This window comes from Dehalococcoidia bacterium (genome assembly GCA_040902535.1).
Lineage (GTDB): Bacteria > Chloroflexota > Dehalococcoidia > DSTF01 > JACRBR01 > JBBDXD01.
Genome location: JBBDXD010000015.1, coordinates 32838 through 53044, shown reverse-complemented (window position 1 = coordinate 53044; position 20207 = coordinate 32838). Strand labels below are relative to the sequence as shown.

The window sequence follows — 20207 nt, the reverse complement described above, 5'->3', positions numbered from 1 at the left end:
GCATGAGTTCATCGCATGGCGGCGCTGGACGTGGTATCCCGCGCTGGGCGCGGGACTATTGGAGGCTGGAGGCTGGAGGCTGGAGGCTGGAGCACGTCGCTCAGTGATCCGCCTGTGAAGGGAGTCATCGCATGAGTTCATCGCATAGGCCGGCGCTGGGGCGTGGATTGTCGGCGTTGATTCCGCAGACGAGTGCGGGCAGTGGGAGCGGCGGCGGAGTCGATGTGGTCGACATCGATCTGATCACGCCGAACCCGGAGCAGCCGCGCCTGCATTTTGACGCGGCGGCGCTCAAGGAATTGGCGGAGAGCATCCGCGAGCATGGCGTGTTGCAGCCGGTGATCGTGACGCAGAGGCCGTCCGACCTGGGGCCGATGGCGTACCAACTGATCGCCGGAGAACGGCGACTGCAGGCGGCGCGGATCGCGGGCATCGAAAAGATGCCGGTGGTGATCAGGGAGGCGGCGGGCAACGAATTCCTCGAGCTGGCGCTCGTCGAGAACCTGCAGCGGGAGGACCTGAACCCGATCGAAGAGGCGACGGCGTTCAAGCGCCTGTCGGACGAGTTCAGCATGACGCAGGAGCAGATCGCCAAGCGCGTCGGGCGCAGCCGGACCGCGGTCGCGAACGTGGTGCGCCTGCTGTCGCTGGCGACGGACATTCGCGCGAGCATCGCCTCGGGACAGATCAGCGCCGGTCACGCGCGGGCGCTGCTGGCGATCGAGAACGAGACGGAGCGGCTCGACGCGTGGCGGAAGATCGTGTCGGAGGGCATGAGCGTGCGCGACGCGGAAGACATCGCGCGGGCGTTGCGCATCCTTTCGACGCAGGAGCACACGTCGGGACCGCGCGTGGCGACGATGCCGCAGCCGCGTGACGCGCACGTGCGGGACCTGGAGTCGAAGTTGCGCGTCGCGCTGGGCACGCGCGTGGCGTTGACGAAGAGCAAGCAGGGCGGGCGAATTGTGATCAGGTTTCATAGCGACGAGGAGTTGGAGGGGCTGATCGCGCGGCTCACTTCGTGAGCAGTTTCAAGTTGTAAGTTTCAAGTCGTAAGTATCGGGCGGGGAGTGGCTGGTGGGTCACGATCGCCGGGCTGTCGCGCTGGGGGCGTTGGCGCCATACGTTGAGCGGGCGCGCAGTTTCTCCGGGTGGAACTTCGATTTTCTGGACGTGCGGGAGATCGAGGCGCCGCCGGCGTGGGACTACGTGGCGATCTGCCGCGAGCGTGCAGCGCGCGCCGGCCGGGTGCTGGATGTAGCGACGGGCGGTGGCGAGGTGTTGTCGCAGATCGTTGCGCTGCCGCGAGCGGGGGTCGTCGCGACGGAGCGCTGGCACGTCAATGCGCCGGTGGCGCGCGATCGGCTGCGGCCGGTGGGCGTGGACGTCGTCCGCGCACGGAGCAGCGTGTTGCCGTTTTGCGACGCATCGTTCGACCTGGTGCTCGATCGTCACGAAGGCATCGACCCGAACGAGATCAGGCGCGTGCTGGGCGGCCGCGGCGCGTTCGTCACGCAGCAGGTGTGGCGCAACCAGTGGGTGGAAGCGAAGCGGTTTTTTCCGGACAAGACGGACTGGGGCGACCATCTCGGCGAGTATCGGGCTGCGTTTCGGGCGGCGGGATACGCGGTGGAGGTGCGGGAGCACGACTGGAAGCTCGCGTACGGCACGCTGGGCGACTTCGTGTTCATGATGCTTGTGACGCCGTGGGAGTGGCCGTCGTTCGACGTCGAGCGTGACATCGAGCGTTTGCTGGCGCTCGAAGATGCGGTGCGGACGGATGCGGGGTTGGTGTTGACGGTGAGCCGGTATTTGTTGGTGGCGGAATGGGGTTCTTAGTTTTCTTATCCGCAGATGGACGCAGATGGACGCAGATGGACGCAGATGGTCACAGATGAGATCGGATTGATGGCGGGCGGGCTGTAAGCGCGCGCTCGGTGGGGCTGGCCAGCCGCACGTTTTCCACCCCGCCCCTTGCGCGCCGGAACATCGGCGCGCGGACGGAGCTGAAGCTTCGTGCCTACTTTTCGTCGGTGCTGCGTTGGTGGGTTGGGGTGTGTGATGGAGAGTGTCGTGCTAGGAGATTCTTCGCTTCGCTCTGAATGACGGCGTGGTGGCGGTTGGGGTGTGTGATGGAGAGTGTCGTGCTGGGAGATTCTTCGCTTCGCTCTGAATGACGGCGTGGTGGCGGTTGGGGTGTGTGATGGAGAGTGTCGTGTTGGGAGATTCTTCGCTTCGCTCTGAATGATGTGTACGAGGTGTGCGCCGGCGTGATGCGGTTGCGCGTTGCATGACGGGATTCTTCGCTTCGCTCTGAATGACGGCGTGCGAGCTACGTGCCTTCTTCGCGCTGGCGCCTTAGGAATTGTTCTAGGTCGTCGATGAGGGCGCCGGTGGGGGGGAACTGGGGCGGCGGCTGTTGCGTCGGCGATGCGTCGAAGGCCTGCTCGAGGGACTGGATGCGCTCCTGGATCTCGGCGTTGTCGTGCACGGCCATGCTCACCTGGCGTTCGAACTCTTCGGCGACGGCCTTCAGTTCGTTGAGGTTGATGTTCAGTTCGAGGAGGTCGTCGATCGATTCGAGGAGGCCGAGGGCGGTTTTGGGGTTGGGCGTCGAGCCGAGGTAGTAGGGCGTGCCGGCCCAGAGGCTCGCCGTCGGCATTTCGGCGTTGATGCAGGCGCTGTGCAGGACGCCGACGATGCCCGTGGGGCCTTCGTAGCTCGAGCGGGTGATGCTCTTGCTGATGAGCTTGTTCTGCACGATGGAGTCAGTCGAGAAGCCGGTGAGCGGCACGGGCCGCGTGTGCACGGACTCCGTGATCAGGGCGCCAAGCGTGACGATGCGGCGCGCGTTGACGGCGCGCGCGAGGTTGATGATCTCGCCGCAGAACGCGCGCCATTTCAGGTTGGGCTCCTGGCCGATCATCATGACGGCGGCGGGGGAGTTGCCCTGGCCTTTGAAGTAGAAAAACTCGTTGCCGGGCCAGGTCAGGTCGCGCGACGTGCCCTCGACGATGCGGATCGTGGGGCGGGTGTCGGTGAAGCTGTAGTACTCGTCGGGGTCGATGTGGGCGAACTGCTTCGCGCTCCACGCTTCGACGAGGTAGCGGACGGCGGTGGTAGCGGCCTGGCCGGCGTCGTTCCAGCCTTGGAACGCGGCGATCACGTTCGGGCGTTCGAGCTCCGGAAGCTGTTCCATCTCCATGCGATCAGCCTAGACCGCTCATCTGTGAATGTCCAACATGCGCGGGTCGCCGCCGATGCCACAACTGCATCGCGACGGCAGGGCCTGCGATGGCGATGATGAGCAGCGTCGCGCCGGTCGCGTAGCCGCCGAGGACATCGGATGGCCAGTGGGCGCCATCGTAGACGCGATCCCATCCGATGAGCGCGACGACGGCGAGCGCGAGTGCGACGGCAACGGCGCCGATCTGCATCGTGGCGTGACGCGCGCAGACGACGGCAGCGTAGCCGTACACGAGGATGACCGTCGACGAGTGGCCGCTCGGAAAGCCGTGGCCGCCGGCGGGCTCGCGGATGAGCATGTCGTCGGCGCCGGGTCGCGGGCGATCGATCAACTCTTTCAGTGGCGTGTTGAGCGTGCGCGCGACGAGCACGAGCACGACGGAGCACGCCAACAGCCTGCCGCCGGCTCGCCAGGCGTATGCGGCCGCCGCGAAGAGCAACGTGTACTCGATGACGCCGAGCGCGAGCAGATCCGCGATCGGTTCGTAGAGGCGGCCGCCGGGGACGTGCTGCAGTTCGTCGGAGATGGCGCGGTCGAAGGGAAGCAGCGCGCCGGTGGCGGCTTGCAGTGCGAGCGCGATCGCGGCGACGAGCGCGATGGTTAGCAGGGCAATGGCGGTGGTAGCGGCTCGTGTCGTGATCATGGGGCGATCTCAGCGTAGCGGATTGGTCGCTGGTCGCTGGTCGCTGGTCGCTGGTCGCTGGTGGCTGTCGCTGGTGGCTGGTCGCTGGTGGCTGGTCGCTGGTGGCTGGTCGCTGGTCGCTGGTGGCTGGTCGCTGGTGGTTATTGCAAATCTATGATTGCGGCGCGGATGGCGACGGCCTGGCGTTCGCGGTCGTCTTGGGGTGGGGTCGCTGGGGGCGTCGAGTATTTGCGCAGGAGGCCATCGCCGGGGCGGCGGGGCATGATGTGGATGTGCAGATGGTGGACCTCCTGGCCGCCCGCGGGATCGGTGGAGATCCAGTGGCTCATGCCTTCGCAGGCAAAGGCGTCGCGGACGGCGCGCGACACGCGGACGACGGTGCGCATCAGGTGGCCTGCGGTGTCGTCGTCGAGCTCGTAGAGGTTGCGGATGTGCCGCTTCGGTATGACGAGCGTGTGGCCTTCCGACGGTTGCCTCATATCGACGAAGGCGAGCGTGTGGTCGTCCTGGTAGACGATCGGGTCGGCCTGGGCGCCGGCGGCGATGGCGCAGAAGGGGCAGTCGGGGTCGGCGCCGGCTGTCGGGCTCAGGAGGGCTTCTTGGTTGGAGGTCGCCGAACTTCCACGACCCGCGAGATCACTTTTGTGCCGCGGAAGACATCCGGATATCGGGATCCGATCTTCTTAGTGATACGGGCAGCTTTCTCGGCCATCTTGCCTCCGCACTATTATACAAACTTGTCCGTCCGGAATGGATTGCGCCGGGCGATGCGGTCCCGGAGCACGTCGCGGGGATTCGACCAAGGCACCATCATCGATTGTCCGTTTTCGTACCGATACTCGGTTCGACCGTGCTCGGGAGTGCGCCCGTCCCAGTTCGCGTTTCGATATTGAACGGCGTCCACCCGGATCTCCACTTCCCAGTTGCGTGGAAAGCGAACGACACCAAGCTGCACGCATCGACCGGGCTCAAGGTAGGCGATGCGTTGCTGCTGCTCGATGGCAAAGACGTGTCCATCGGGGGTAGTTGCATGGCCGGACAAGCGACCGACGATGCCGTACACAATGCCGAGGGGATGCGTCTGCAGGTTGCGATACCACGCGACTGCGGTTTCGTGCTGATCGTCTTGTTCGCCGAATGCGTGAATCTCGGTGGTGGAGCGAAAGACGATGTCGATGGGGATGTCGTAATCGTCCGTGCCAGTCTCCGGGCCAGCGTCTACGCGAATGTAGCCCTCGATCTCAATCTCCTGGCGGTTTCGATTCTGCGCGAGCGCGAGAAGTGTCGCGCCGAAACCCAGAATGGCAACAGGTACGAGGATGACGGAGGACCAGGCTTGCATCCATTCCGCGGGTGTCGTGCCGTCATGCTCCGCCTCCGTCGCGCATCGTATGGCGGATGCTCCGCACAGCCAACCGTTGTGCCGGGGGTGGCATAACGCGCTTAAGGCGGGTATTGCTTTATAATCTCCGCACGGGGCCGCGCTTCCACATAACGAACGCGGCCTGTAGTGTCCCCAGCAGATTCCGGCGGACTAACCTCCGCGTACGCTTCCTGGAAGGAGCTTCTGCGATGCTCAACGGCGCGATCAACGGCAAGATGCTGAACGTGCGGCTCAACTCCGGCACGGTCGAAGTGGAGCAGATCCCCGAAGACATGTACCGCAAGTACCTCGGCGGGTACGGCATCGGCTCCCGGCTGATGTTCGACCGCATCCCGAAAGGTGCGAACCCGTTGGGCCCGGAGAACGTGCTCGGACTCTTTCCCGGGCTGCTGACCGGCACGCCGTTTTTCGGCATTCGCTACCAGGCCGTCGCGAAGTCGCCGAAGACGGGCGGCTGGGGCGACGCGAACGCGGGCGGCGACTTTGGCCCGTACCTGAAGAACGCGGGCTGGGACGGCATCATGCTGTACGAGAAGTCGTCGAAGCCGGTGTACGTACACATCGAAGACGACAAGGTGGAGATCAAGGACGCCGCCGATCTGTGGGGCATGAACGCGATCGACGTCGAGATGAAACTGAAGGAGCGTCACGGCAAGAAGGCGAGCGTCGCTTGCATCGGTCCGGCGGGTGAGAACCAGTCGTTGATGGCCGGCATCTGCAACGAGCGCGGCCGGTTGGCGGCGCGCAGTGGCCTGGGCGCGGTGATGGGCTCGAAGAACGTGAAGGCGATCGTCGTCAACGCTTCGAAGAACATCATCGGTTCGAGTCCGGAGATCATGAAGCAGGTGCGGCAGTCGCTGGACGAGTTCGCGAAGCCGATCACGAACTTCTTCCGCACGTACGGCACGACGGGCATCACGAACGGTTCGGCGATGTCGGGCGACGCGCCGGTGAAGAACTGGGGCGGCGTCGGGATGGTGGACTTCCCGCAGGGCATGGTGCTCTCCGGTGACAACGTCAACCGCCGCATGGAGAAGAAGTACGCGTGCTGGCACTGCCCTGTCGCCTGCGGCGGCGAGTCGCACGCATGGGACGACCAGGAGAACCAGGCGAAGGTGCGCATCGCGAAGCGCGAGACGAAAGCTTCGGAGTTGAAGGCGCAGCTCGCGTCGGCGGCGGATGACCAGAAGCAGCCGCTCGAGTCGCAGCTGAAGAAGATCGAGAACGACAACAAGGCGGACGCCGAGATCGCGAACGACGCGCGGTACCCGTACCCGAAGCACACGCACCGCGCGGAGTACGAGACGATGACGTCATTCGGGACGATGATGTTGAACAACGACATCAACGCCCTGCACTACGCGAACCACCTGTGCAATCAGTACGGCGTCGACACGATCGCCGCGGGTGCGACGGTGGCGTTCGCGATGGAGTGCTACGAGAACGGCCTCATCACGAAGGAAGACACCGACGGCATTGACCTGCGCTGGGGCAACTCGGACGCAATCATCGAGGCGCTGCACAAGATCGGCAAGAAGGAAGGGTCGCTGGGGGAGATCTTCGGCGACGGCGTGAAGGCGGCATCGGACAAGATCGGACCGAAGTCGGTCGAGTTCGCGATGGAGGTCGGCGGCGAAGAGTTGCCGATGCACGACCCAAAGCTGCAGCCGGAGTACTTCACGACGTACAAGCTAGACCCGACGCCGGCGCGGCACACGCAGTATGAAGGGGCATCGCGGCCGGCGTGGAACCTGGCGCCGGGCGTGCAGAACCGCACGGTCGCGGCGGGGCGCGGCGACCACCACCAGGGGCGCGCGAACTACATGCACGTTGTGAACTCGGCCGGCATGTGCATGTTCATCATGATGGGCGCGCCGAACGACCGCATCCCGGAGTGGATCAACAGCGAGACGGGCTGGGACACGACGCGCGAGGAGCTGATCAAGACCGGCGAACGCATCGGCAATTTGCGGATGGCGTTCAGCGTGCGCGAGGGCGACATCGTCACGCAGCGGCGGGTGCCGGGGCGGCTGTGGGGCGCGCAGGCGCTGGAGGCGGGTCCGCACAAGGACCTGTCGCTGGACACGAAGACGCTGGAGCAGGAGTTCCTGGCCGCCGCAGGCTGGGACGCCGCGACGGCGACGCCATCCCGCAAGAAGCTCGAAGAGCTGGAGATCGGGGACGTGGCGGACGCTATCGGGGCGAAGTAGGGCGCGCGTAGCGCGCCGGTTGTCAGTTTTCAGTTGTAAGTTTTAAGTGGGGCCTCCGTTTGGGGGCCTCGCTTGTTGTCTTGCCGATTTGTGTTTGGTTTCTGGGCAGGGGTCGAACCGGCGACCATCGGATTAGAAGGCTCGCTACCGAATCTTCATGCCCGGCGGGCAACCGTGAATCTGCATGAAGACCGAGAGCGTGTCGGACTCAAACGAGTCCTGTGGTCTCGATGCCTAGCAGGCGAGACCATAGGATTAGATCAATGCTCAGAAGTCACGTGAAAGACCCGCGTGGCTACAATCTTCGCATGGATCCGGAAGTTCGCTACTGCACCACCTGCGTCGGCGTACGCATCGCGTACTCAGTGTCCGGTCGGGGCCCGTCAGGAACGGAGCGATGAGTCAACCCAACCAGCATCACACCAACCGGTTGCTCGGCTATCCCGACGACGCCCGCTTATTGATCATCAACGCCGACGACTTCGGCATGTGCCACGCCGTCAACGCGGCGATCACGCGCTCGCTCACGTCAGGGGTGGTCACGTCCACGACCCTGATGGTTCCCTGTGCCTGGGCACTCCACGCGATGCGGTGGCTGTCCGCCCATCCCGAGATCCCGTTCGGCGTTCACCTGACCGCCGTGGGCGACAGCCTCCACTATCGTTGGAAGACGCTCAGTTGCCGGGACGACGTGTCCTCGCTGGTGGACGAGACGGGCCACTTCTACAACTGGGATCGCATGGCCGAGTTTTTTGCTCGTGCTCGGCTGGACGAATTGGAAGTGGAATTCCGCGCCCAGATCGACACTGTTCTGGCGGCGGGCCTCATGCCGACCCACCTGGACTGGCATTCCATCCGCATCGACCGCTGGCCTGAGATCCTGGAGGTGATGTTCGGTCTGGCGAAGGAATACGGCCTCGCCCTGCGCGTCCGCGAGCGACCTTTCATTGACAAGGTGCAGCGGCAGGGCCTGCCTACCAACGACTACGACTTTCTGGACAGCTCCGTGGGCTTCGACACCGCGACTAAACCGGCGCAGTTCGCCCAATTGCTGCGCGACCTCCCGGCGGGGCTGAGCGAGTGGGCGCTGCACCCCGGCCTCGGCACACCCGAATTACAGACCATCGAGCCGGAAGGCTGGCCGGTGCGGCAGGCGGACTTTGACTTTGCTATCTCCACCGAAGCCCGCGCCATCATCGAGCAGGAGGGCATCATCCTGCTCAGCTACCAACCACTCCAAGCGGTGTGGCAGTGATGCTTGTTGAGGGGTGGTCGCCGCGATGGGCGGACCTCACCCCCCGGCCCCCTCTCCGTCGGGCGGAGAGGGGGAGTTGTGTTGCGCGCGATGCGGCGATGATGCGTGTTGAGGGGCGTGGTCGCCGCGATGGGCGGACCTCACCCCCCGGCCCCCTCTCCGTCGGGCGGAGAGGGGGAGTTGTGTTGCGCGCGATGCGGCGATGATGCGTGTTGAGGGGCGTGGTCGCCGCGATGGGATCCTTCGCGGGCGCTTCGCTTGCTCAGGATGACGGGTCGCTGCGCTGCGGTCAGCTATCAGCGGTCAGTCTGTCAGGTGTCAGCGGTTTGTCTGCGGGACGGCGGGTGTCGCCGCGATGGGATCCTTCGCGGCGCGTTGCTTGCTCAGGATGACATTATGCGGGGCGGCGGTGTGCGGGGCGGTGGGTGCGAGGAGATCCTTCGTGGCGCTTCGCTTGCTCAGGATGACGCGTTTCGGTGGCTGGCTTCAGGATGACGGGTTTGCGGGCGCTGCTCAGGATGAGGGTTGGCGGGCGGTGAGTTCGGCGGCGATCTCGGCGGTGGCGTTCACGATGGCGTCGATGTCATCGGGGCGGGTGCGGAAGTTTGTGATGCAGGCGCGGAGGGCGGTGCGGCCGTCTTGCAGACGTGTGTTCGAGATCATGGCGATGCCGCGATGCTCGAGTTCGGTGATCACCTGATGTTGCAGTTGGTCGAGCGCGGCGCCTTCGATGCCGGGCGGTTCGACGCGCCAGCAGACGATCGAGAGGCCGCGCGGCGCCGCGAGCACGAGGCCGGGCGTCGCGAGCACGAGCGCTTCGAGGTAGGCGGCGAGTTGGAGGTTGTACTCAATCATGGCGGCGTAGCCGTCGCGGCCGAAGGCCTGGAGCGCGAGCCAGACTTTGAGGGCACGCTGCGGGCGCGAGTTTTCGGGCGAGCGCTCGAGCAGGTCGACGCGCGCGCCGGCCTCGGCGGTCTGCAAGTACGACGCGTGGAACGCGAAAGAGCGTTCGAGGCGTCCGGACTCGCGCATGAGCACGACGCCTGCATCGATCGCGGAGTAGAGCCACTTGTGCGGATCGCAGGCGACGGAGTCGACGCCGGCGAGGGCGGCGAGATCGGACGGCGCGCTTTCGGCGAGGACGGCGAAGGCGCCGTATGCGCCGTCGACATGCAGCCAGAGCTTCTCGTCGCGCGCCGCCTGGAGCAGCCCACCGATCGGATCGACGGCGCCTGTACCGACGGTGCCGGCGGTGGCGACGATCGCGATCGGCAAGTCGCCGCGGGCGCGATCTTCGGCGATCATCTGCGTGAGCGCGTCGAGGCGCATGCGATAGCCATCGTCGACGGGCACGGAGCGGATCGCGTCGCGGCCCATGCCGAGCAGTTCGGCCGCCTGCTCGTGACAGTAGTGCAACTCGCTGCTCGCGTAGACGCGCATCCGAGGCGCGTTGCCGTCCGGGCCGCGGGCGCCGTATCGTCGCACGTCCCACGGCGCCATCGCATCACGGATGACGGCGTGGGCGACGATGTTGGCCATCTGGCCGCCGCTGACGAAGATCCCTTCACTCGTCGAGGGCAGGCCGAGCATGTTCGCGATCCAGCGGATCGTCTGCAATTCGATGGCAGTGGCGGACGGCGTCACGCGCCAGAGGCCGGTGTTCTGATTGAGCGCCGCGGCCGCGAGACTGCCGAGGACGGAGACGGGCGTCGGCGAGCCCATGATGTAGGCGAGCCAGCGCGGATGACCGTTGAACGCGCTCGACGGCACGACGTCGCGCTCGATGCGGTCGATGAGATCGTCGAACGGGATGCCGCTGGCCGGGAGCGGGCCGTCGAACGACGCGGCGACGTCGTCGGCGGGGAGGGGAGCGGGCGGGCGCTGATCCCAGTTGGTCGACGCCGCGGCGAGCACGTCGAGCAGGCGCTCGCCGTACGCGCGCCAGCGCTCAGCGTCCCAGTCGAAGTCGACGAGGGGATGCACGAGGCGCGCGCGCAGGGCGGCGCGGTCTGCGTCGTTCATGCCGGGCGCTCGTCGCGAAGGCCGGCGAACAGATCGTCTTCTGGGTCGCTGACAGGCACGAGGCTGTAGACGCGGTGGAACGTCATGGTGCCCCATAGCACCTGGTGGTATTCGTCGGGGAGGTCGAGCAGCTTCTGATAGCCGGGCAATTGGGAGCGGTGGCACTGGATCGCCTGCCACACGCGTTGCCAGTAGGCGTCGGTGTCGATCCAGGTCGAGATCGTCCAGTGCGGCCAGGGGACGGCGCGGCGCTCGACGCCGTCGATAGTCATGACGAGATCGCCGAAGGCGCGCTCGTACGCCTCCTGGACGCCGCTCGTCCACGCGAAGTAGTAGAGCTTGGCGACGCTGTGCGGCGGCGCCGACGACGATGCATCGAAGTTGGCATCGGCGGCGGCGACGGTGGCGGCCGTCGTTGCGCGCGTCGCGGCGATGTGGTCGGGGTGGCCGTAGACGCCGTTGTGGTCGAAGGCGACGACGACGTCCGGACGGATGCGGCGAATGTGCCCGACGATCTGGCGCAGGAGCACGGCCTGATCGGCGCGATCCAGTTCGCCGTCGTGGTAGTCGAGGAGGGTCACCTCGTGTACGCCGAGCACGCGAGCGGCGTCGTGCAGTTCTTGTTCGCGGATCTGCGCGAGCGCCTGGGGGCCGGGGTTTTCTTCGGACGGGCCGAACCAGCCGCGTTCGCCGCGCGTCGCCGTCACGACGTGCGTCTCGACACCTTCAGCGCCGTATTTCGCGAGGATGCCGCCCAATCCGAGTGACTCGTCATCGGGATGGGCGACGACGCACAGCATCCTCAGCGGCATTGCGCGGTCCGCGCACCGGGTGCGGCGCGCATGTCAGCCCATCCTCTGGCGTTCGAGCGTGCCGTCGAACCACTCGGGGTCGCTGACGAGGTGGGAACGCAGTTGTTCGTACCAGGCGTGTTGCTCCGGCGCGTTGGAGTTCGCATCGTAGGTCTTCTTGTCGGCGAACATGGCGTACCCCATGAACTCATCGGGGTCGTTGATGTTGGAGCAGAGCACGGTGCGGACGAATCCTCCGAGGCCGGGCCGGCGCTCGCGGAGCCAGCGGTCGAAGTGGTCGATCACGTCCTGCCGGTGGCCGGGTTTGGCGCGCATTTTGAAGTGGGTGATGTGAGGAGACATCTCGTTACTCCCTACTCAGAAACGAGAGAAGCAGGCGGCAGCGGCGCTGCACGCAGCGGGCGCTGCACCGGCGCTGCACCGGCGCTGCACGAATGTAGCACGTACGCACGGCAAGGGCTGCGCTGCTGCTTGTTCGGGCAGTGCCGTTGGGGGTATCCACAGATGGGCACAGATGGCACAGATGGTGAATTGGGTGGAAGATACTTTTGCGCGGGCGACTGGCGGTATGGCTGGTTCGGACGGGGTCATGGGGGTTGTCCGCAGATGACGCAGATGGCACAGATAGGATGTTGTTGGCGGTGAGTGCATCATGTTGCGCGTGTTGTTGAAGTTTGCGCTGATCTCGGCGGTTGTTGTGAGTGCGCTCGTGGTGGTGTTGATCATCTTGAACGGGCGTGATCCGTACGGGGGGCCGATCGAGCCTTCGGCGCCGCATTAGAGCTTTCAGCGGTCAGCTTTCAGCGAGTCAGACGTCAGCGAACAGCGGTCAGCTAGCGCGGTGGCGGGCGTGGCTTTGGGTGGCAGTGGTCTGGGGCGGTTGTTACCATGCAGGAGCCGCATTGCGTGGGGCCGTAGCTCAATTGGGAGAGCGCAACACTGGCAGTGTTGAGGTCAGGGGTTCGAGCCCCCTCGGCTCCACCAACTTTCCATCGGTCCGCTTCCATGGTCAATCCAACATCGGAGTTCGCGATGAGAAAACTGAGCGTGCAGACGTTTGTCACGCTTGACGGCGTCATGCAGGCGCCCGGCGGGCCCGAGGAGGACCCGACCGGCGGGTTTGAGCATGGCGGCTGGTCGGCGCCGTACTGGAACGACATGATGGGGCGCGTCATGGGCGAGTCGATGGCACGGCCGTCCGAGCTGCTGCTGGGCCGCAAGACGTACGAGGTCTTCGCCGCGCACTGGCCATACGCGACCGACGAACCGGGCGCCGCGGAACTGAACAGCGCGAAGAAGTACGTCGTCTCGACGACGCTCACCAAAGCCGGCTGGAATAACTCGACGATCATCTCCGGCGACGTGCCGCAGGAGATCGCGAAACTCAAGGAGGCGGATGGGCACGAACTTCGGATCCTCGGGAGCAGCGAGTTGATCCAGACCTTGCTCCGCCACGACCTCATCGACGAATTTGGCGTGTGGATCTCGCCGGTGGTGATCGGCAAGGGCAAGCGGCTGTTCGGGGACGGCACGATCCCTGCCGGTCTCAAGCTTCTCGACAGCAAGACCTCGACTACCGGCGTGGTGATCCTCACCTATGGCCGGGGCGACGCGCTCCCCACGGGATCGTTTGCGCTCGAGGAATCGACGGACGCGGAAGTCGCGCGGCGCGAGAAGATGGCCGAGGAGCGTTAGGAAGCGCGCGGCGTGGCGGTGTTGAAGCAGGCGTTCGAATGACTTCCCCTCGCGCCGAAATGTAGTAGATGTGGAGACGGCTTCCGCGGGAGCCGTCTCCTTTGTTTTGCGCCGCTTTTGGCGTCTTCTCGACTGTTGATGTGAGGAGAGTTTCGGTGGAGGCGGGTCGTCAGTCGCCGCGCGGCGGGGGGAGGAGGGGGTAGCGCTTTTGGGTGAGGGGGAGGAGATCTTTAGCGACTGGGCGTTGGTGCAGCAGTACTGCCGGTCGCCCCGGGTCAACACCTTGACACTCCGGCTTGACAAAAGGTAGACAACGTGCGAGCGAACTGCAGTGGTAATCCGCATGGACAACGGTGTCGGAGAAGGTTGTTGGGGACACGCACATCGTTCCGCGGCCGCCGTACGGTGGCTCCGCGGCTGCGAAAGCCAGACTCCGGGGGATCGATACATCCGTCGCGGCTTGTGCCAATTGTGCCTTGGAGTCTTCAGTGATGGTCAGATCCACCGGCGAAAGGCCGACGACACTTACTGGCAACTCATGGCGGAGGGTTTCGACCCGAAAGATGACACGGGCGACGGAACGCGTAACGGCCGGTCGCCACGACCGCATCAGCCCTCAGGCGGCTACAAGCAGTTTGGGAAAGTCACCGAGACACGGAATCCACGCGGAGGCGCCGGAAAGCATGAAGATCCGTACGTGTGAATCGTGTGGCGACGCTGCGCACCACGGAGGGCATCGTCCTCATCCGCAGTCGCTATCTCCTGGCATACTGACAGGCCGACAGACTGACAGCCCGAAAGGCCGACACCACTAGAAGGGTTTGAATTCTGCTAGCCACACCATGACGGGGAGCAGGAAGAGGATCAGCAGCGAGATGGCGATGGGGACGTTGTCTTCGAGGAGTTCTTGCAGGCCGGGGGTGGGTTCGTTTTTCTTTTTCGACTTGAGGGTTTCGATCTCGATCTGGTTGAGGGCGTGGCCGAGCAGCGGCACGCAGATCAGCAGGACGACGAGGTAGGCGACTTCGAGCGCGAGCAGCCAGCCGGTGGTGAAGAAGTTGTAGCCGGCATCGGCGGCGAGGAAGACGCCTGTGGCGCCGACGGCGATCGTGCCGGGGAGCAGCGCGGTCTTGTGGCCCGTGTACGCATCTTCGAACGCGACGAGGCGGCGGTCGAGGTTGTCGTCGGACCAGCCGCGCCAGAGCGGGATCATGACAGCGCCGAGCCCCGCTGTCATGAGGAACAGCGAGAGCCAGTGCAGCATGCTCAGGATCTGGACGCTGGTCACTCTCGCGCGGCAGCTCTCGCGCGTTCCGGCTCGAGGATGCCGGCATCGACGCCCTGGCGCAGCAGCTTGGCGGCGCCGATGAAGTCGCGGAACAGCGGCTGCGGCCGGTCGGGGCGCGAGCGGAACTCCGGGTGGAACTGCGAGCCGACCATGAACGGATGGTCGACGATCTCGCTGATCTCGACGAGGCTGCCGTCGGGCGACGTGCCGCTGGCGATTAGGCCGGCATCGGCGAGTTGCTCGCGGTAGGCGTTGTTGAACTCGTAGCGATGGCGGTGCCGCTCGACGACCTCGTCGACGCCGTAAGCCGCGGCGGCTTTTGTGCCGGGGATGAGCTTGCAGGCGTAGCCGCCGAGGCGCATCGTGCCGCCGAGATCTTCGATGCCGAGTTGCTCGCTGAGCATGCTGATGACGGGATGCGGCGTCTGGTGGTTGATCTCGGTGCTGTTGGCGCCGATCAGGCCGAGGACGTTGCGCGCATACTCGATCACCATCATCTGCATGCCCAGGCAAACGCCCAGGTAGGGGATCTTGTTTTCGCGCGCGTATCGCGCCGCTTCGAGCTTCCCTTCAATGCCGCGGCCGCCGAAGCCGGGGCAGACGAGGATGCCCTCGACGTCGTCGAGGAGCGTTGTCACGGGCTCCTGTTCGAGGCGTTCGCTGTGCACCCAGCGGATGTTGACGCGCACCTGGTGCGCGATGCCGGCGTGGATCAGCGCTTCCTTGATCGAGAGATACGCATCGTGCAGCTCGACGTACTTGCCGACGACGGTGATCGTTATCTCGCCGTGCGGGTTTTGCAGGCGGTCCACCATTTCGCGCCATGGCGCCAGGTCGCGGGCCGACGCGTCGAGGCGAAGCTGCTCGATGACGTAGTCGCCGAGATTTTCGTCCTGCAGCAGGATCGGCACCTGGTAGATGCTCTCGACGGTCGGCAGCGAGATGACGCCGCGCTCGTCGACGTCGCAGAACAGGGCGATCTTGCGGCGAATGTCGGCGGTGACTTCGTGGTCGGCGCGGCAGAGGATGACATCGGGCTGGATGCCGGCGCCGCGCAGTTCGCGGACGCTGTGCTGCGTCGGCTTGGTCTTCAGTTCGTTCGTCGAGCCGACGTGCGGCAGGAACGTCACGTGGATCGACAGCGTGTCGTGCGCGGCTTCTTCGCGGCGGATCTGGCGAATCGCTTCGAGGAAGGGCTGACCTTCGATGTCACCGACGGTGCCGCCGACTTCGACGATCAGCACCTGCGCTTCGGTCTCGCGCGCGAGATGGCGGACGCGCGCCTTGATCTCGTTGGTGACGTGCGGGATCGCCTGGATCGTGCCGCCGAGGAATTCGCCTTTGCGCTCGCGGGCGATCACGGACTGGTAGATCTGGCCCTGCGTGACGGAGCTTGCCTTCGTCAGCTCTTCATCGATGAAGCGCTCGTAGTGGCCGAGGTCGAGGTCGGTCTCGGCGCCGTCGCTGGTGACGAAGACTTCGCCGTGCTGGTAGGGCGACATGGTGCCGGGGTCGACGTTGAGATAGGGGTCGAGCTTCTGGATGGAGACGGAGACGTTGCGGCTCTTGAGGATGCGACCGAGGGCGGCTGTGGTGATGCCCTTGCCGACGGAGCTGACGACTCCACCGGTCACGAAAATGAACTTCGGCATAGTCTCCCGCGGGGCTGGGGGAACGCCACCAATACAAAAGCGGCATCTTCTCGGGGAATGCCGCCCACCAGCATCTTAGCGATGGGGGTGGTTGACAAGCAAGGCGCGTGAGATGGATGCGGGAGGCGGGAAGCGGGAAGCGGGAGGTCGCGCGCGCGGAGAGTGTCGTTGGGGGTTATCCGCAGATGGACGCAGATGGCACAGATGTTGGATGTCTGGAGAGGTCGCGCGTGCGGCGTTTGGGGGGGTATCCACAGATGGACACAGATGGGCGCAAATGTTGGATGTGGTGGTGGGTTCGGGTGATTGCAGGGTGTCCGCCGGTCTGTGTGCATCTGATTGGCGCTGTGTGGGAGATTCTTCGCTGCGCTCTGAATGACGGTATGCGGGGCGTTGGTGTGCGGTGCGACGGTGGTGGTCGTGACGGGATCCTTCGCGTGCGCTCAGGATGACGTTATTCCGCGTCCTTCTCCGCAGTTGATTGGCGCGGTGGGAGATTCTTCGCTTCGCTCTGAATGACAGTTAGCTTGGCTCTGAATGACAGTTAGCTTCGCTCTGAATGACAGTTGCTGATGACGAGTGGCTAACCGGCGTCGTCGAGGGCGCGATGGTGGTGCTGCTGCGCCTAGTCGTGTGCGGGGAGCCAGAAGGAGAACGCCATGCCGCCGCCATCGATGCGCTCGACGGACAGGCGGCCGTGCTGTTCTTCGATCAGCCGGCGCGTCACCGCGAGGCCGAGGCCGGCGCCGTGGAGCGGGGCATCGCCATCTGACGGGCGGTGAAACGCGCCGAACAGCCGGTCGATCTGCTCCTCGGTGACGCCGGCGCCGCTGTCGACGACCGTGACGACTACACCGCCATCCTCAGCCCATGCGCGGACCTCGATCGGCCTCTCGGGAGGGCTGTGCTGTTCCGCGTTGGTGATGAGGTTGCGCAGCGCCTGCGACACGTAGGCGCGGGCGGCATCGACGAGGGGGAGGCCGGCGGCGACATCGATGACGAATTCGCGCTCCGGCCACTCGGCGTGATGATGCTCCGTCCGTTCGCGAATGATCGGCTCGATGTCGACCGGCTCACGTCCGATCTGCTGTCCGCGTTCGAGACGGGCGAGCGCGAGCAAGTTATCGACGACGCGTTGCAGGCGCGACGCCTCGTTGCGGATGTCCGTGAGCGCTTCCGTGCGTTGATCGGGAGACAGCACGGATTCGCGGCGGGCGAGCACTTCGGCGTTGCCGGCGATGACGGCGATCGGCGTCTTCAGTTCGTGCGACATGAGGCTGAGGAACTCATCGCGCGCGCCGTGGGCCTCCTCGAGTTCGATGGTGCGTTCGCGGATGCGGCGCTCCAGTTCGACGTGGTCGAGCGACTCGCTGCCATCATCGCGCAGGTGCCAGGCGATGTTGGCCGAGCGGCCGCTGCCGCCGATCAGGCAGATGCACGCGAGGACATCGCGGGTATGACCGTCGCGGCGTACGCGAAGGGGCATGTCGCTGACGCGGCCTTCACGCCGCACGCGCTCGAGGAGCATCGGCACGTGACGACGGCCTTCGCCGCCGAGCAGCGCCGCAATCGGCAGCCGCGCGAGTTCCGCCGTACTGCGATTCGCGAGTTCGGCGGCGGCGCGGTTCGCTTCCAGGACGAAGCCAGCGCCGTCGGTGACGATGCAGGCTTCGTTGCTTTCATCGAACAGTGCGCGGTAGCGGGCGCGCTCCTGGCTCGAGCGATCACGCTCGGCAGCAAGCTGGCGGTGGTCCCGCACGAGCGCCGTTTCGGCGGCGCGCAACTCATCGAGACTCGCCCTGAGGCGGCGAACGCCGGTGGCGTCGAGCGCGCCTTCGCCCGGGCGGAGGTCATCGAGCTGACTCGCGACGTCCTCGATGCTCTCATCGAGCTGGTGAATATGCTGTTCTCCCCGCTGCGCCACGCGCATAAAAGCGGCTCCTCGGCCGTCACGGACGTGTACGTGCGGCTTCAATAGAGCGTACCAATGAAGGAAGAAGGTACGGGGCGCGATTTCGGCGGTAACAATTGCAATGGTGCATCGATACCGCCAATGACGCGCGACAAGCGGGCATGACATGGCTGCGTCAAAACATCGCACGCACGTAGCAGCACGGAGCGAGGCGCGGGGCATGCGCGATGCAGCTATGCGGGCGTGGGCGCCTCTGCGTAGGGCGGTGAGGGGTCGTATTCGATGGCTTTCTGCAGCCTTCGCGCCTCGTCGGCGCCCTTGATAACGCCAACGAGGTAGAGGGCCATATCGATGCCCGCGGAGACGCCGGCGGCGGTGATAACGTTTCCATCGTGCACCCAGCGCTCGGCGGCGACTTCGACATCGCCAAGATCGGCGAGTTGTTGGCGTTGCGCCCAGTAGGTCGTGGCGCGGCGGCCCTTGAGGAAGCCCGCGCGGTGCAACAGGAAGGCGCCCGTGCAGACCGACGTCACGTACTGGGCCGCTTCGCCGGCGCGGCGGATGTAGCCGATGAGCTGTTCGTTGTCCATGCCGGGGCGGGTGCCGAAGCCGCCGGGCACGACGATGACATCGGCGTGGGGGGCGTCGTCGAAGGTGCAGTCGACGTTGACGGAGAGGCCGATGGCGCCTTTGACGACTGGCTCCTGGGCGACGGTGAAGACGCGCCAATCCTTGTACATGACCTTGGAGGCCATGCCGAAGACCTCGAGCGGGCCGGCGAAGTCGAGTTCTTCCATATCAGGAAAGAGCACGATGGCGATGTTCATGGCGTGGCTCCTGCTGTGGGCGGTGGGCGTTACTATACGTCCGCCGCCGGGCAGAGCGCCAAGCGTCGCTCGAGATCGCGAAGGAGGGCGCTAAGGCAAGGTGGAGAGATCCAAGTAACGGATCGCGCTACATGAACTCCTGCATGATCTGCACGTTGGCGCGGATCTGGCCCGCATCGATCTTTATGAGTTCCTTCTCACTAAGATAGTTGAGGTCGCGGCTAAGCGTTTTCGCGCCGACTCCGTGATACAGCTGAGACAGGGGATGACCGCCCATCCGCAATTCGCGGATAGATACAGCATCCCCGGGAAGTCCAAGCAGGAAGTGAAACATTCTTTGTCCCGCCTTTGTGCCGAGCTTCCCGTCCTGAGTTAATTGCGCTCTGGCGAAATCTCGAAACGCCATGATCGTTACCTCGGCGAGGATTTCACGGTGAACCGCTTCCTGTTCGGTGACCAATCCGTCGAGCGCGAACTGGATAAACGGAGTGATGTCGCCGTTGGTGTCAAACCTAACATGGTCGAGCATGGCGACATATTCTGGTCGACGCTGGTAGTAGTAGTTTGCAAGTGAATAGAAGCCCCGGGCGTTGATCCCGCCTTGATAAAGCAGGTAGCTCTCTAAGCCGCGAGCAGTCCTCCCGTTTCCATCACCGAAGGGATGGATGCTGATGAGATAGAAGTGTGCCGCGACGGCGCGGACCGCAGGATGCCATCCTCGCGGAGGGCCTCCATTGAACCAATCGACGAACTCCGCCATGAGCCGACGCACGTCGTGATATTCGCGAGGAGGGACATACGTACCTACGGTGACGCTGTGACTGCGATACATACCCGGCTGATTGTTCGGGTAATCAATACCTTCTGTAGTCAGCCTATGGATCTCGCAAATCAGGTGCTCGGTCACCGGATAATGAGGCTCTTGCTTCACTGCCCAAGGAACAAACCGCATCACATGCTCGGCATTGCGAACCTCGAGTTCCGCCCTGTGCCGTGCGTCAGAAAGCACCTGTCTTTGTGGAGCACGGATGATCTCCTGAACCTCGGCTTCGCTAACCTCGGTGCCTTCGATCCCCGTCGTGCCCCGTACGGCTCGGAGGATGTTCAGGCTGTCTATGTGCGCCTGGACAGCTGGGGGAAGCGGGATGCCGTGGATGACCGTCGAGAGCGCGTCGATCTTGGCCAGATCGGCCACAATCTCTAGCTTCTTAGTATCGAGTCGGCAGTCAAACTGAACGTCCCAAGTTGGCAATTGACCTT

At 64.8% G+C, this 20207-nt stretch carries 18 protein-coding genes and 1 tRNA gene; 7 read left to right on the top strand and 12 right to left on the bottom strand.

Features of this window, described 5'->3' with window-relative positions:
* The first annotated feature begins 131 nt into the window (after positions 1-131).
* The gene (locus WEB52_07375) at positions 132-1025 is read left to right on the top strand and encodes a ParB/RepB/Spo0J family partition protein (GenBank protein MEX2226250.1); all 894 of its coding nucleotides are present in this window, start codon (positions 132-134) and stop codon (positions 1023-1025) included.
* A gap of 52 nt (positions 1026-1077) precedes the next feature.
* On the top strand, positions 1078-1839 hold the full coding sequence (locus WEB52_07370) for a methyltransferase domain-containing protein (GenBank protein MEX2226249.1): 762 nt from the start codon (positions 1078-1080) through the stop codon (positions 1837-1839).
* A 493-nt stretch (positions 1840-2332) separates the two neighbouring features.
* Here WEB52_07370 and WEB52_07365 read toward each other — a convergent pair whose 3' ends face one another.
* From WEB52_07365 to WEB52_07350, 4 genes are all read right to left on the bottom strand, one after another.
* On the bottom strand, positions 2333-3205 hold the full coding sequence (locus tag WEB52_07365) for a PAC2 family protein (protein MEX2226248.1): 873 nt from the start codon (positions 3203-3205) through the stop codon (positions 2333-2335).
* A gap of 4 nt (positions 3206-3209) precedes the next feature.
* Positions 3210-3890, bottom strand: a complete 681-nt coding sequence (locus tag WEB52_07360; GenBank protein ID MEX2226247.1) for a phosphatase PAP2 family protein — start codon at positions 3888-3890, stop codon at positions 3210-3212.
* A gap of 140 nt (positions 3891-4030) precedes the next feature.
* Positions 4031-4480, bottom strand: coding sequence for an HIT family protein (locus WEB52_07355; protein MEX2226246.1), 450 nt, complete (start codon positions 4478-4480; stop codon positions 4031-4033).
* Between the two features lie 137 nt (positions 4481-4617).
* Entirely contained in the window at positions 4618-5232 is a 615-nt protein-coding gene (locus WEB52_07350) for a hypothetical protein (protein MEX2226245.1), read from the bottom strand.
* Between the two features lie 230 nt (positions 5233-5462).
* On the opposite strand from WEB52_07350, the gene WEB52_07345 reads away from it, so the two are divergent.
* The gene (locus WEB52_07345) at positions 5463-7484 is read left to right on the top strand and encodes an aldehyde ferredoxin oxidoreductase family protein (GenBank protein MEX2226244.1); all 2022 of its coding nucleotides are present in this window, start codon (positions 5463-5465) and stop codon (positions 7482-7484) included.
* 397 nt (positions 7485-7881) lie between these two features.
* Positions 7882-8739 carry a polysaccharide deacetylase family protein gene (locus WEB52_07340; GenBank protein MEX2226243.1) on the top strand — a complete coding sequence of 286 codons (858 nt, stop codon included), beginning with the start codon at positions 7882-7884 and terminating at the stop codon, positions 8737-8739.
* 513 nt (positions 8740-9252) lie between these two features.
* Here WEB52_07340 and WEB52_07335 read toward each other — a convergent pair.
* Genes WEB52_07335 through WEB52_07325 form a run of 3 tightly spaced genes read right to left on the bottom strand, consistent with a single transcriptional unit; the run spans position 9253 to position 11915 of the window.
* Positions 9253-10761, bottom strand: a complete 1509-nt coding sequence (locus WEB52_07335) for a pyridoxal-dependent decarboxylase (protein ID MEX2226242.1) — start codon at positions 10759-10761, stop codon at positions 9253-9255.
* Positions 10758-11573: a PIG-L family deacetylase gene (locus WEB52_07330; protein ID MEX2226241.1), complete on the bottom strand. Its 816-nt coding sequence runs from the start codon at positions 11571-11573 to the stop codon at positions 10758-10760. Before WEB52_07330 ends, WEB52_07335 begins: the two co-directional genes overlap by 4 nt.
* 33 nt (positions 11574-11606) lie before the next feature.
* Positions 11607-11915, bottom strand: coding sequence for an antibiotic biosynthesis monooxygenase (locus WEB52_07325; protein ID MEX2226240.1), 309 nt, complete (start codon positions 11913-11915; stop codon positions 11607-11609).
* A gap of 310 nt (positions 11916-12225) precedes the next feature.
* On the opposite strand from WEB52_07325, the gene WEB52_07320 reads away from it, so the two are divergent.
* The 3 genes from WEB52_07320 to WEB52_07310 all read left to right on the top strand — a co-directional run bounded on the left by WEB52_07320 (position 12226) and on the right by WEB52_07310 (position 13268).
* Positions 12226-12354 (top strand): hypothetical protein, encoded by a 129-nt coding sequence (locus tag WEB52_07320; protein ID MEX2226239.1) that lies wholly within the window; start codon positions 12226-12228, stop codon positions 12352-12354.
* Positions 12355-12481: 127 nt separating this feature from the next.
* Positions 12482-12557: transfer RNA gene (locus WEB52_07315), tRNA-Ala, on the top strand.
* A 48-nt stretch (positions 12558-12605) separates the two neighbouring features.
* Complete coding sequence (locus tag WEB52_07310) at positions 12606-13268, top strand: dihydrofolate reductase family protein (protein ID MEX2226238.1); 663 nt, start codon at positions 12606-12608, stop codon at positions 13266-13268.
* Between the two features lie 811 nt (positions 13269-14079).
* Here the strand turns inward: WEB52_07310 and WEB52_07305 are convergent.
* The 5 genes from WEB52_07305 to WEB52_07285 all read right to left on the bottom strand — a co-directional run bounded on the left by WEB52_07305 (position 14080) and on the right by WEB52_07285 (position 20142).
* Entirely contained in the window at positions 14080-14556 is a 477-nt protein-coding gene (locus tag WEB52_07305; protein ID MEX2226237.1) for a DUF2269 family protein, read from the bottom strand.
* Positions 14553-16208: a CTP synthase gene (locus tag WEB52_07300; protein ID MEX2226236.1), complete on the bottom strand. Its 1656-nt coding sequence runs from the start codon at positions 16206-16208 to the stop codon at positions 14553-14555. Before WEB52_07300 ends, WEB52_07305 begins: the two co-directional genes overlap by 4 nt.
* Before the next feature lie 625 nt (positions 16209-16833).
* Complete coding sequence (locus WEB52_07295; protein MEX2226235.1) at positions 16834-18138, bottom strand: ATP-binding protein; 1305 nt, start codon at positions 18136-18138, stop codon at positions 16834-16836.
* Between the two features lie 215 nt (positions 18139-18353).
* Positions 18354-18947 carry a DJ-1/PfpI family protein gene (locus tag WEB52_07290; protein ID MEX2226234.1) on the bottom strand — a complete coding sequence of 198 codons (594 nt, stop codon included), beginning with the start codon at positions 18945-18947 and terminating at the stop codon, positions 18354-18356.
* A 127-nt stretch (positions 18948-19074) separates the two neighbouring features.
* Positions 19075-20142 (bottom strand): Fic family protein, encoded by a 1068-nt coding sequence (locus tag WEB52_07285; protein MEX2226233.1) that lies wholly within the window; start codon positions 20140-20142, stop codon positions 19075-19077.
* Positions 20143-20207 lie beyond the last annotated feature (65 nt).

Bases quoted from the DNA above. Each gene is read 5' to 3' on its own strand.
- WEB52_07350 (MEX2226245.1), bottom strand. From the start codon at position 5,232: ATGCAAGCCTGGTCCTCCGTCATCCTCGTACCTGTTGCCATTCTGGGT.
- WEB52_07365 (MEX2226248.1), bottom strand. From the start codon at position 3,205: ATGGAGATGGAACAGCTTCCGGAGCTCGAACGCCCGAACGTGATCGCC.
- WEB52_07340 (MEX2226243.1), top strand. From the start codon at position 7,882: ATGAGTCAACCCAACCAGCATCACACCAACCGGTTGCTCGGCTATCCC.
- WEB52_07290 (MEX2226234.1), bottom strand. From the start codon at position 18,947: ATGAACATCGCCATCGTGCTCTTTCCTGATATGGAAGAACTCGACTTC.
- WEB52_07295 (MEX2226235.1), bottom strand. From the start codon at position 18,138: ATGCGCGTGGCGCAGCGGGGAGAACAGCATATTCACCAGCTCGATGAG.
- WEB52_07360 (MEX2226247.1), bottom strand. From the start codon at position 3,890: ATGATCACGACACGAGCCGCTACCACCGCCATTGCCCTGCTAACCATC.
- WEB52_07325 (MEX2226240.1), bottom strand. From the start codon at position 11,915: ATGTCTCCTCACATCACCCACTTCAAAATGCGCGCCAAACCCGGCCAC.
- WEB52_07330 (MEX2226241.1), bottom strand. From the start codon at position 11,573: ATGCCGCTGAGGATGCTGTGCGTCGTCGCCCATCCCGATGACGAGTCA.
- WEB52_07310 (MEX2226238.1), top strand. From the start codon at position 12,606: ATGAGAAAACTGAGCGTGCAGACGTTTGTCACGCTTGACGGCGTCATG.
- WEB52_07300 (MEX2226236.1), bottom strand. From the start codon at position 16,208: ATGCCGAAGTTCATTTTCGTGACCGGTGGAGTCGTCAGCTCCGTCGGC.
- WEB52_07335 (MEX2226242.1), bottom strand. From the start codon at position 10,761: ATGAACGACGCAGACCGCGCCGCCCTGCGCGCGCGCCTCGTGCATCCC.
- WEB52_07345 (MEX2226244.1), top strand. From the start codon at position 5,463: ATGCTCAACGGCGCGATCAACGGCAAGATGCTGAACGTGCGGCTCAAC.
- WEB52_07375 (MEX2226250.1), top strand. From the start codon at position 132: ATGAGTTCATCGCATAGGCCGGCGCTGGGGCGTGGATTGTCGGCGTTG.
- WEB52_07320 (MEX2226239.1), top strand. From the start codon at position 12,226: ATGTTGCGCGTGTTGTTGAAGTTTGCGCTGATCTCGGCGGTTGTTGTG.